At 47.6% G+C, this 11,391-nt stretch carries 14 protein-coding genes; all 14 read left to right on the plus strand.

Annotation, left to right across the window (positions count from 1 at the left end; all coding sequences use genetic code 11):
• The first annotated feature begins 5 nt into the window (after positions 1–5).
• The 14 genes from dnm_RS00425 (at position 6) to dnm_RS00490 (ending at position 11,206) form a co-directional block, all read left to right on the plus strand.
• Complete coding sequence (locus tag dnm_RS00425) at positions 6–1,481, plus strand: IS4 family transposase (RefSeq protein WP_207679109.1); 1,476 nt, start codon at positions 6–8, stop codon at positions 1,479–1,481.
• Between the two features lie 102 nt (positions 1,482–1,583).
• The gene (locus dnm_RS00430) at positions 1,584–2,702 is read left to right on the plus strand and encodes an RHS repeat domain-containing protein (protein WP_246556154.1); all 1,119 of its coding nucleotides are present in this window, start codon (positions 1,584–1,586) and stop codon (positions 2,700–2,702) included.
• Between the two features lie 80 nt (positions 2,703–2,782).
• A complete protein-coding gene (locus dnm_RS00435; RefSeq protein ID WP_207680747.1) occupies positions 2,783–3,280 on the plus strand; it encodes a hypothetical protein in 498 nt (165 codons plus the stop codon).
• A 118-nt stretch (positions 3,281–3,398) separates the two neighbouring features.
• Entirely contained in the window at positions 3,399–4,586 is a 1,188-nt protein-coding gene (locus tag dnm_RS00440) for an RHS repeat domain-containing protein (protein ID WP_207680748.1), read from the plus strand.
• A gap of 80 nt (positions 4,587–4,666) precedes the next feature.
• Positions 4,667–5,116: a hypothetical protein gene (locus dnm_RS00445; RefSeq protein WP_207680749.1), complete on the plus strand. Its 450-nt coding sequence runs from the start codon at positions 4,667–4,669 to the stop codon at positions 5,114–5,116.
• A gap of 11 nt (positions 5,117–5,127) precedes the next feature.
• Positions 5,128–5,766, plus strand: a complete 639-nt coding sequence (locus dnm_RS00450; protein ID WP_207680750.1) for an RHS repeat domain-containing protein — start codon at positions 5,128–5,130, stop codon at positions 5,764–5,766.
• 118 nt (positions 5,767–5,884) lie between these two features.
• Complete coding sequence (locus tag dnm_RS00455) at positions 5,885–6,418, plus strand: tetratricopeptide repeat protein (RefSeq protein WP_207680751.1); 534 nt, start codon at positions 5,885–5,887, stop codon at positions 6,416–6,418.
• A 93-nt stretch (positions 6,419–6,511) separates the two neighbouring features.
• The gene (locus dnm_RS00460) at positions 6,512–7,312 is read left to right on the plus strand and encodes an RHS repeat domain-containing protein (RefSeq protein ID WP_207680752.1); all 801 of its coding nucleotides are present in this window, start codon (positions 6,512–6,514) and stop codon (positions 7,310–7,312) included.
• Between the two features lie 155 nt (positions 7,313–7,467).
• On the plus strand, positions 7,468–8,268 hold the full coding sequence (locus dnm_RS00465) for a DUF2310 family Zn-ribbon-containing protein (protein WP_207680753.1): 801 nt from the start codon (positions 7,468–7,470) through the stop codon (positions 8,266–8,268).
• A 23-nt stretch (positions 8,269–8,291) separates the two neighbouring features.
• A complete protein-coding gene (locus dnm_RS00470; RefSeq protein WP_207683552.1) occupies positions 8,292–9,662 on the plus strand; it encodes an RHS repeat-associated core domain-containing protein in 1,371 nt (456 codons plus the stop codon).
• Positions 9,663–9,675: 13 nt separating this feature from the next.
• Positions 9,676–10,104 carry a hypothetical protein gene (locus tag dnm_RS00475; RefSeq protein ID WP_207680754.1) on the plus strand — a complete coding sequence of 143 codons (429 nt, stop codon included), beginning with the start codon at positions 9,676–9,678 and terminating at the stop codon, positions 10,102–10,104.
• A 182-nt stretch (positions 10,105–10,286) separates the two neighbouring features.
• Positions 10,287–10,535 carry an RHS repeat-associated core domain-containing protein gene (locus dnm_RS00480; RefSeq protein ID WP_207680755.1) on the plus strand — a complete coding sequence of 83 codons (249 nt, stop codon included), beginning with the start codon at positions 10,287–10,289 and terminating at the stop codon, positions 10,533–10,535.
• On the plus strand, positions 10,508–10,708 hold the full coding sequence (locus dnm_RS00485) for a hypothetical protein (RefSeq protein ID WP_207680756.1): 201 nt from the start codon (positions 10,508–10,510) through the stop codon (positions 10,706–10,708). Before dnm_RS00480 ends, dnm_RS00485 begins: the two co-directional genes overlap by 28 nt.
• A 15-nt stretch (positions 10,709–10,723) precedes the next feature.
• A complete protein-coding gene (locus dnm_RS00490; RefSeq protein WP_207680757.1) occupies positions 10,724–11,206 on the plus strand; it encodes a hypothetical protein in 483 nt (160 codons plus the stop codon).
• Positions 11,207–11,391 lie beyond the last annotated feature (185 nt).

The raw sequence follows: 11,391 nt of genomic DNA on the forward strand, positions 1-11,391 counted from the left end.
GTGCAATGATAAATAAACAGATTAAAATTGATGTCAGAACAGTTAAAAAGTTTTTCAAAAAAGGAAAGATCAGAAAAATAGCTGAAAAAACCGGTTTCATAAAGAGAAAACGGAAATTGGACGCATTCGAATTTTTCATATCGCTGACTTTCGGTTCGCTGACAACGACCACAATAACTCTGGGTGCCATAGCGGAAAATCTGTCCGAATGTATTTCAAGGGCGGGAATAAATGACCGTTTTAATCAGTATGCCATTGATTTTCTGACAGAAGTTTTTTCATTTTTTTTCAGAACGGCGACTGAAAACGGACATAATATCAATATTGACGTATTAAATCAGTTCGGCAGAGTGAATATTATTGACAGTTCGTCATGGGAGCTGCCCCCGGGCCTGAAATCCGCATTTCCGGGATATAACATTGCGGGTTGCAAAGTTCAGTTAATGTATGATTACAAAACCGGAGTGATTCAGCTGTTTGATATAAAAAAACAAACGTGTAACGATCAGAGTTATTCGAAGACACTGGGCGATCAGATCAGCGCGGATGATCTGCTTATTTTCGATCTGGGATATTCAATTGCGGACATGCTGAAAATAACTGATGACAAAGAAGCCTTTTTCATATCCCGTTTTAATTATTCCGGAATCGGTCTGTATATAAAGAAAGGGGAAGAATATGAGAGAATCGGAATCTCGGAGATATTGAAAAAGCTGAACGGCAATGAGACAATATTTGAATTCGAATGTTATACGGGAAACAAAGAGAAAAAGATAAAGATACGCTTTTTCGCAGTCAGAGTTCCGGAAGAAGTTGCAAACAAAAAACGGAGAAAAATGTGTCAGAATGCCAAAAAGAAAGGAAGAACCCCCAAGAAAGAATCACTGCGACTGTGTGAGTGGAACTTTATGATGACAAATATTCCTGCTGAGAAAACGGAGGATGTGAGAACCATCCTTGCATTTTATCCGATCAGATGGTCTGTGGAATTATTTTTCAAACAGTTTAAATCGGTATTGAACATTCATAAAACAGAAGTAAGAAACAATGAGGACAGGCTCAGGTGCGAAGTATTGGGAAAAGCGATAGTTGTGATGTTCATATCCTACTGTTATTCGAATGCCAGATCAGAGGCATGGCGGATACTCGGCGAAGAGGTAAGTATTGACAAGACAGTGAAATATTTCAGAAGAAACATAGCCGGTCTGACAGTGCTGCTTTCGGATTCTGCTGACAAAGCGGCAAAACATGTCAGGAAAATGATAGCAAAAATAACTGACACATGCCGGAAAGAGAGGCAGAAAAGCAGAAAAAACTCCCTTGATGTACTTATCGACGGAGCAGTTCTTGAAAACTATAAATATGTAAAGGTAAACCTCTCGGAACTCGGGCAGCCGGGTAAAGGCATGCCTCTGTCTTTCCGTCTTTTCAATCTGATAAATGTGAATTTATTTTTTGAAATCATACCGTTAGCAGGTTAGTTAAGTATCCTTAACTTTACACCTATGACCCTCACCCGCCGTTTGGTCATAATAGGGTCAACTCTTTGTCTGACTAATTCGGGGAGACACAATACTTTTTATGTGCATAAAGGGATCGCATCTCGGACTCTGAGTTATGAGGACGAGGATCGAATTCTCACAGCCGGAGGCACGGAGTATGACTTCGATGCGGACGGTTTCCTTGAAACAAAGACCGTGAACCCCGGCGGGGCGGATGAGGAGGTCACGAGTTACAGTTATTCCTCACGGGGTGAGATGTTGCGGGCCGATCTGCCTGACGGAAGGTTTATTGAATATGTGCATGATCCCCTCGGCAGGCGCATTGCGAAGAAGGTGAACGGCATTCCCACGGAGAAGTATCTCTGGCAGGGGCTGACACGCCTGCTGGCTGTGTATGACGGCAATGACAACCTGCTCATGCGCTTCGAGTATGCGGATGGCAGAATGCCTGTCGCCATGACAGCAGGCGGTGCGACTTATTACCTTGCATACGATCAGGTCGGCACGCTGAAAGCCGTCTCAGATTCGTCAGGAAATGTGCTGCTGAAAAGAGAATACGACTCCTTCGGCAACATTCTCCATGAGGAAGGCACACCGCCCTTTGAAATCCCCTTCGGTTTTGCAGGCGGCCTGCATGACAAAGACACCGGCCTCGTCAGATTCGGCCACCGTGATTACGACCCGGAAATCGGAAGATGGACAGCCAAAGACCCGATAGGATTCGGAGGCGGAGACACCGATCTTTACGGGTATTGCCTGAGTGATTCGGTTAACCTGATTGATCCCGAAGGCATGTCACACTGGCTTATAAGACTGACGGAAAAATCATATAAAATAGTCAGAGAAATATCCAAGAAAAAAGCTGTGAAAGCGAGAAGGGACGGTCAGAATGTTCTGAGTAAAAACAAACAGTCAGCTCATGAAATCGAAGTCGCTGCCAGGAATGGGAATACCAAAGACATACTAAGACACAAGGGGCATGAACTGAGGGATGCGGACAGAAATATTCTGCGCGGAAATGACGGCAGTCCTTTAAAAGGAAGACCTCATTATCAGACGGACGGTATAAACGGACATAGCTTTTGGACGGGGATTATCGGAATCATAGGTTCACTGCTGGATCCTTTTGATGCCATTGCTGGCGAGCTGGCCAGGGATGAAGACTATCTCAATCCGCACTATGAAAACAATTGCAGATAAATGATTAAAAGAGGCAGGAGATTCCGGAGTGTTGACAAACCGGGACTTCCTGCCCTTCCATGTTTCAGGATATATGGAAAATGATATGTAATTCAAAGATCAACACGCCCGAAGTTAATAATTGGAGACAGTCAGGGCAGATATTTTTATGGCGATATAAAGAAAATCTGAGGAATTATCCGGGATGGAATCTGACGGCTGACAATAACGGAGGAAGATCATTATCAGATTTGTTGGACAGAATGGAAAAATCTATTTATCCGTGTCTGAGGACCATAAAAATCAGCAAACCGGATGACAAAATTCTCAAAATTCCTAATAACAAGGGTGGCAGAGCCGGATGGTATTCTCCTAATACTTTCAAATTAAGATATGTCAATGACAACGCGAAGAATTATTGGGATTTTGAAGAGAATGGGAAAAATTTATTACTCTCAGTAAATAAAAAAGAATTGTCAGAGCTGAAAAAAGGAATTCTCGGTATATTGAAAGGGTGCGGAGATTATTCCATAGGGCCTGATACGAAAGAAAGAAATAACAAAAACATACGACTATGGCTTTGGTGGTATGTCCGTTAATTATTCAGGGTGGAAAGAGGTAAGACTTTTTCCACTCCGACTTCAGTAATGTTTTTTCCCCCTTAAAAGAAATACTGATATGAGCCGAACGGAACTCGCACCTGTGAGATGAGAGGCGGTGCGGAAAAAAATCCCGGATTCTGATGATGAGGATCGGATTCTGACAGCCGGAGGCACGGAGTATGACTTCGATGCGGACGGTTTCCTCGAAAGGAAGACGGACGGCTCCGGGGTGACGGAGTATGCTTATTCCTCACGGGGCGAACTGCTGCGGGCCGATCTGCCTGACGGCAGGCGCATTGAATATATCCATGATCCCCTCGGCAGGCGCATTGCCAAAAGGGTGGACGGCACTGTCACCGAGAAATATCTCTGGCAGGGGCTGACACGGCTGCTGGCTGTGTATGACGGTAATAATAATCTGCTCATGCGCTTCGAGTATGCGGACAGCCGTATGCCCGTCGCCATGACAGCAGGCGGTGCGACTTATTACCTTGCATACGATCAGGTCGGCTCTCTGAAAGCTGTCTCCGATTCGTCGGGGAATGTGCTGCTGAAAAGAGAATACGACTCCTTCGGCAATATTCTCGATGAGGAAGGCACGCCGCCCTTTGGAATCCCCTTCGGTTTCGCAGGCGGTCTGTATGACAGAGACACCGGCCTCGTCAGATTCGGCTACCGTGATTACGACCCGGAAATCGGAAGATGGACAGCCAAAGACCCGATACTCTTCTCCGGCGGAAACACAGACCTCTACGGATATTGTATGAGCAATCCTGTGAATTTTATCGACCCGCCGGGGCTGGAGTCAGGCAGTCTTGTGGGGAACAGCTATGATTCTTATGCCAAACTTCACGGTTATAATATAAATCATCATCCGAAGGCAGAATTTGCTATTCCGCAGGGCACTCTCGGAATTGATCTTTCAGCGACCCTCGGAGGGGGCAAAGCCATGACGGCCGGATATACAGGTGTAATAGATTCAAATCTTAACATCGCACTGATTGAACATGCCGGGGGCGGCGGGCTGGGAGGAGCGGCAGCCGGAGTCGCTGCCCAGATCCAGGTGACAAATGCCCCTGACATATATGCCCTGACAGGTGAAAGCGTATCCACAGGCGGGTCATATGGGACAGGGGTGCAGGCAACCTCGGAATGGACAGTAATGCCGGGAGGCTACCATGGTGTGAACGCCGGTATCTCGGCAGGACCGGGAACATCCATAGAGTTGCATTCCGTTGCGGAACATTCCAGAATTATATGGGAAAGCAATCTTTTCGATATTGTCGGACAAGTTTGTCCCTGATATCAGAAAGCATACCTTGAAAATCCCGGTTTGGCATGTCATGACCGGGATTTTCAAATTTTTGAGGGATAAAATATCAGATGCGCACATACAAATCTAATTACAAATACAAGCTGACTGTTCTTATCGGGATAATGTCTTCCGTGTTCTGTGCGGGACTCGGGGGAATTTTTATTTTAAGCGGCTCTTCCGATTCCCGTCTGCTGATATTTCTGCCTGCTGTCGCAATATTTTACTTTATTATGTTCGCAGTTCCCAGAGAGATATCCATAGGAGAAAACGGGATCACCTTCAGAACTATGGCAGGAACCAGATATGCAGACTTTTCCCAGATCAGGGATATCAGATCATATTACAGCAGCAAGTCATTGCAGGGATACGGCGGAGACAGGGAAAAAGCTCACATGCTTTGCATAATTATTCTGAAAGAAAAGCCCCTCGCTCCGCTTTTCTTCGGTGACGGAATATGTGATTATAAAAAACTGCACTCAGATATTCTCCTTTCATTAAAAAACCAGATAAGGGGATAATCAAATTTGTATTGCTTATCAGAAAAAGGATGGTCGGCACACTGAAAGCTGTCTCGGACAGTTCCGGGAATGTGCTGCTGAAAAGAGAATACGACTCCTTCGGCAACATTCTCAGCGAGGTGAGTACGCTACCTTTTGAAATGCCGTTCGGCTTCGCAGGCGGTCTGCATGACAAAGATACCGGCCTCGTCAGATTCGGCCACCGTGATTACGATCCCGAAATCGGAAGATGGACTGCGAAAGACCCGATAGGATTTGCCGGCGGAGACACCGATCTTTACGGCTACTGCCTGAATGATCCGGTTAACAGCTTTGATCCTTGGGGATTGGCCGAAGATCAGCACGGAATGGGCCCTTTAAGTTCTAATGACGGACATGTTGAGGAAGCAGTTGACAAGGCCAGAAAAGAGGGTGTCGAAGCTGCTGAGGATTACTTGGACGATGTGATCAGGGATATGGAAGATGAGGCAGATAAGGCTTGTGGTAAAAAGAAAAAAAAGCTGCTGAAAAGACTGGAACATCTGAGAGGGGCTCTTAAAGTCCTCCCGAGATATTTCATTAAGTTCCCTATTATTATAATCATAGATCCGAATACCGGTATGCCGGTCGGCTGGTCGATTATCTTCGGAGGAAATCCTCCGGATGCCTGATGTTTTATTCTGTGCAGTTCGTGTAGTTCTGTAAGACTTTATCGGAAACAAGCCCTCAGAAGTAAGATCGGAGTCCGGAGCCTGTTTCCGATAAAGTCTCTCGTAAGGGAGGTTGTTTATGAAACTGTCTGATTATCCGTCTCTATCTGATTTATTCAGGAATAATGTATATAAAAAATATTTTGACGGGGGCGGAGATCCGAATAATGGTATTTTATTGGTGGATGCTTTTTTGGATAGCTGGCCATATTATCCGGAGGCTTTGGTATTCAAAGCGAGAATGCTTATTGTGAAAGGAGAAAATGAGAAAGCCTCGGAATTTCTGAAAGCAGCTCGGAAAATAGATGAATGGAGGATAAACTACCTATTTGACGAGGCTGAAATTTTATATAAAACGGGAAAAAAGCCAGATGCTGTCAGGTGCCTCCGGATTGCTACCGAGTCTTTATTAAAGGAGGGACAGAGAGGTGTTAAAAATTTTTTGTTAAGCTTAGATAATTGCGGAATCAGGTTAAGAGATATTGCCGAAAGAGCGATTCGAAAAGAAATGATTCGTTTTTTGTCGGATGAATCGGATTCGGTTGATTTGGATGAATTTTTATCTGTGTTGGAATCGGAATACAAAGATACAGATAAAAATGATACGGAGTAATATTTTTCCTGTTCTCAGACTCCTGTGTAGTATCGTAGGTTGGGTTGAGGAACGAAACCCAGCTTTCTAGCTGACGGCACGGTCATCGGATACATGCATGACCCGCTCGGCAGACGCATTCCGAAGAAGGTGAACGGCGCTCTCACTGAGAAGTATCTGTGGCAGGGGCTGACACGCCTGCTGGCGGTGTACAATGCCGACGACACGCTGAAAATGCGCTTCGAATATGCGGACGCACGGATGCCCGCCGCCATGACAAGCGGCGATGAGACGTATTATCTTGCGTATGATCAGGTCGGCACGCTGAAAGTTGTTGCTGACAGTTCCGGAACTGTGGTCAAAAAGATTGAATACGACACCTTCGGGAACATCATTTCAGACAGCGATCCGGCGTTTGCCGTGCCTTTCGGCTTCGCAGGCGGTCTGCATGACAAAGATACCGGCCTCGTAAGATTCGGCTACCGTGACTATGACCCGGAAACGGGAAAATGGACAGCGAAGGATCCGATATTCTTTGAGGGAGGAGATACCGATCTTTACGGATATTGCGTAAATGATCCGGTGAACTGGACGGATTCTGACGGCCTTTCCAAAACCAAGGGAATTAAACAGGGTAAAGATGAATATTATCAGAAATTCAAAGATACAAAAGGCGATCAGAACAAAATTCGTGAACTCGAAGAAGAAATTTGTAAAAAAAGGGAGGATGGCAAGATCAAAAATAAAAGATGGAACATACTAAAAGCACTGATAAAAATAGCTAAAGATGGGCGGCTGTTTAAAAATACCAATCTGTTACTGATGTTCGAATGGCAAATCAGATTATTGGAAAATCCCTGTCTGTTAAATAATCCGGATCTTCCGGTCGATGAATTCGGAGTTCCGAGTTCATAGGATCATAAGTCATCAGTTCCGCCTCGCAGCCGGATATTCCCGTTTCGGTATCGACTGTTCCGGAAAGATATGCTGAGGGCGGAACTGTAACTTCAGGGTGTTTCGCTTATATTTTTTATCAGAAATCATGTTAGTAAAAACAGGCGGACAGCATAATGAAAATAGCGGAAATAAGAATTCCCTTTGACAAAATGTACGATGAACAAAGGCAGTCTGAAACGGTTTCAGAATTTGTAAGAGGATTATCCGAACACGGATGTCTTGTAGGTGACTCCGTGCCGATTGCCCGAACCGAAGGTGATTTTCGTATTTACACGATTACGCCGGAGGCCGATGCTCTTTCTGCTGAAAATTTCGGTCAGCAGCTACAGTCCCTGCTATCTGCTTTCAAGGAGGCCGGTCTGGGGCCGCTGGATACGGTCGTCATCGGAGACGACCCCGGAACGATACAGTGCTGTAGTTGCGGCATACGGAGTTTCATAATTCTCTATACTTCATTCCTGGATGACGAACCGCCTTTAAGATGCGGGAATTGCTTCAAACCCGTACCTCTTTACAGGATTCCTGACAGTGACCCCGATCTCAGGGCGGAAATTTCAGACTGGGCTGATGATTACCGTTCGTGCGACCGTTTCTGGATATGCAGCGGTGTAGGCGAGAAATTCGGCTACGATCAGATTTCCAAATATGACAGCCCCCTTTCTCGTGAAGGCATGAAGCTTTCTGAAAGACTTACCAGTGTTTTCCGCCCCTCCTACTACTACCTTTATCGCTATAAAACACACAGTGAGAAGGCGGAGATGGCCCGGAAATGCCCGATTTGCGGCGGTGACTGGTATCTTGAAAGACGGCTGCATAATAAATTCGATTTCAAATGTGACAAATGTCGCCTGCTGTCAAATATCGCTTTTGATCTGAAGCCGGTCGCACGGAGCGAGAACGGGTATGACGACTGAACGGCTGACACTCCGAAAGTGGTCTGCTCACCGGTAAGGGGGATTTCAGCATTTACCGGAACGCCGGAAACGGCCTTCCCGAAGGCGTCTCCGGCGGTGCGCTGGACGTGACACGGACTTTCAGCGGCTACGGCGAGACGGATGCTGAAAGTTCGTCCGTGAACGGCACGGGGCTGTTCTCATGGTCGGCTGTGCGGGATGACAACGGCAGAATCACTCAGAAGACAGAGACATTCGGCGACGGCACGACGGCGACTTATGTGTATGATTACGACACAGTCGGGCGGCTGCTGACCGTCACGAAGGACGGAGCTGTTGCCGAAAGTTACCAGTACGACACCCGTCCTTACGGCATCCGCACATATCAGGAAGTGAACGATGTCACCAAATCGCTGAGTTACAACGACGAGGACAACCTCCTCACCGCAGGCGGCGTGTCTTATCAGCACGATGATGACGGCTTTCTCGTCAGCAGAACGCAGGAAACGGATGTCACGACGTATGATTATTCCCTCCGTGGCGAGCTTCTCAGTGTGACGCTTCCTGACAGCACGGTCATTGAATATGTGCATGGTCCGCTCGGCAGGCGCATTGCGAAGAAAGTGGGCGGCACTGTCACCGAGAAATATCTGTGGCAGGGGCTGACACGCCTGCTGGCTGTGTACAACACCGATGACACCCTGAAAATACGCTTTGAATATGCGGACGCCCGCATGCCCGTCGCCATGACAAAGGACGGCGTGACGTATTACCTCGCATATGATCAGGTCGGCTCGCTGAAAGCCGTCTCGGATTCGTCCGGGAATGTCATGCTGAAAAGAGAATGCGACTCCTTCGGCAATATACTCGATGAGGAAGGTACGCCGCCCTTTGAAATCCCCTTCGGTTTCGCCGGAGGTCTGCATGATTCTGATACAGGGCTTGTAAGATTCGGCCACAGAGACTACGACCCGGGCACAGGAAGATGGACAGCCAAAGACCCGATTCTCTTCGCAGGCGGGGATACCGATCTGTACGGCTATTGTCTGAATGATCCGGTGAATTGGAATGACCCGTCAGGACTTGAATTGTCATCCGGAGAGAATGCCGCTATTGCTATTGTCGGCGCAATCACTGCCACAGTGGCATCCGGTATCGGAACGCCGGCCGCGGGAGCTGTGGCAGGAGGGTTTGTCGGATTTTTCGGAACCTTAATTCTTGGCGGAGACATTCAAGATGCGATCAATAACCTTGCGGGAGGAGCTCTGACAGGTATGACAGGCGGTTTGTATGGCCAACTTATAGAAGTGGCGGGATGGGGCATGGGACGAAGGATATTATGGTCAGGCTGGGGATACGGGTTCGATCTGATTGTTTACGGATGTGATCCTGTCTGGCCGAAGCCCTGTCCGTAGGAGTGACAACACAATGAAAATAATGAAGATTCTGTTTGTTTTCATATTCTTCTGGGGGCTGGGAACAGCTGGCCTGTATGTTCTGATTCAGAGTCTTCTGTCCGGTGACGGAAGAGTTCTGGTGACCGAATTTCAGAATCCGCTGATAAAATATTCGCTGGTATTTACCGTTGTTGATTTTTCCATGCTGCTTTTTTCATTTCCTGTGTTAATATATAAAGGAATGATAGGTGACAATGCTGAAAAACATGTAAAAGCGGGAACAGATCTCGCCGTGTTATTATTGGCGGCACCCGGATTCATATTTGCTGTCATCGGAGGGTATTACGCGGGAGCAGACAGCAACCGTCTGTTTCTCCTGATCATATTTTATCTGTTTATGCTTATTTTGGATATTGTCACTTTTTTATCAGAACGCGGGAAGCGAAAATCAGGCAGGTAAAAGTACCGTCTCAGTAACAGGGCGCTGCCCTTATTCCTGACAGAGAAAAAGAGTTCCGGGGACCCCTGTTTAATTGCCGACAACGGAACCTCGGAACTCGGAAATTCGGACAGTAAAAGAAAGATAAGCAGGGTGTCCCTGTAAGCAAAGACCCGATTCTTTTCGCAGGCGGGGATACGGATTTGTACGGGTATTGTGTGAACGATCCGGTGAATTGGAATGATCCGTCCGGGCTTGAACTGTCGGCTGGTGAGTTGTGCATAGTCACCTGGTCCGGTTTCGCCGGTGCCACGGTGGGGGCAGCTGTCGGCGCAATGTTTGCCGGCGTGGGGGCTCCGGCAGGAGGAGCGGCAGGAGGATCTGTTACGTCATTTGCAGTGACGCTGATACTCGGCGGTGACAAATGGGATGCACAGCCAACAATGCAGTAATAGGTGGCCTGACAGGTGCCGCGGGCGGTCTGTGGGGTGAGATTGCGGCAACCGTGGGATGGGGTATGGCAATGCGGATAAAGTGGGCGGTCCTGGGATTTATGATCGATTTATCAGGAATGGGAGCGGATCCCCCGCTGTCCCGTCCCGACGAGCCCGAACCCTGTCCGTAATGAGGAGACACATAAATGGGAAAAATGGTGTTTGGTTTCATATTCTTCTGGGGGCTGGCGGGATGTGCTCTTTTTCTGGCAGTTCATACCGCCCTGAAGCCTGAGACGGGACTGATGACGGCATTCGAAAACCCGCTGATAAGGTATTCCCCGGAGCTTTCCATGATCGGCTGGGCCATTATAGGATTCTCTCTTCCTGTGATACACGGTCTCATTCCGATATATATGGAAAAGCGCGGCAGGAAGGTCGGGCCGTATGAGAGGGCCGGACTGCAGGTTGTCCTGATATTGCTGTCAGCGCCGGCTTTTGTGTTCTCATGTGTCGCAGGATACTGCATCCGGCCGGGCAGCAGGCATGTGTTTCTTCTGGGCTGCGTTTATCTGATCATGCTGTCTTCGGACATTGTCAGATTCCTGTCGGAACGGGAAAAGGCGAGATCGGAACGTGGAGGGGCGGGAGCGGACAGAGGCCCGGATTTGAAAAGGAGGCGTGACTGACATTCTGACAGAAAGAGGCGGCTGATTTTCTCAGCCGCCTTCTTTTTTTCGAAAAGAAAGTAAAGATAAGTAACATGTCCCCGGAATCCGGGGAGACGGCGTTCCCGTTGCCATTGTCTCACCGGACGGTCTGAGAACCCTGCTGACTGTGGATGCCGACAACCAGCTTACTGAGATCAGGTATC

Origin of the sequence: Desulfonema magnum (assembly GCF_017377395.1) — a bacterium.
In the GTDB taxonomy this organism is placed as follows: Bacteria; Desulfobacterota; Desulfobacteria; order Desulfobacterales; family 4be13; genus Desulfonema_C; species Desulfonema_C magnum.

Excerpts from the sequence above, each read along its gene's own strand:
- dnm_RS00425 (WP_207679109.1), top strand. The coding sequence starts at position 6 with ATGATAAATAAACAGATTAAAATTGATGTCAGAACAGTTAAAAAGTTT.
- dnm_RS00435 (WP_207680747.1), top strand. The coding sequence starts at position 2,783 with ATGATATGTAATTCAAAGATCAACACGCCCGAAGTTAATAATTGGAGA.
- dnm_RS00445 (WP_207680749.1), top strand. The coding sequence starts at position 4,667 with ATGCGCACATACAAATCTAATTACAAATACAAGCTGACTGTTCTTATC.
- dnm_RS00455 (WP_207680751.1), top strand. The coding sequence starts at position 5,885 with ATGAAACTGTCTGATTATCCGTCTCTATCTGATTTATTCAGGAATAAT.
- dnm_RS00460 (WP_207680752.1), top strand. The coding sequence starts at position 6,512 with ATGCATGACCCGCTCGGCAGACGCATTCCGAAGAAGGTGAACGGCGCT.
- dnm_RS00465 (WP_207680753.1), top strand. The coding sequence starts at position 7,468 with ATGAAAATAGCGGAAATAAGAATTCCCTTTGACAAAATGTACGATGAA.
- dnm_RS00475 (WP_207680754.1), top strand. The coding sequence starts at position 9,676 with ATGAAAATAATGAAGATTCTGTTTGTTTTCATATTCTTCTGGGGGCTG.
- dnm_RS00485 (WP_207680756.1), top strand. The coding sequence starts at position 10,508 with ATGGGATGCACAGCCAACAATGCAGTAATAGGTGGCCTGACAGGTGCC.
- dnm_RS00490 (WP_207680757.1), top strand. The coding sequence starts at position 10,724 with ATGGGAAAAATGGTGTTTGGTTTCATATTCTTCTGGGGGCTGGCGGGA.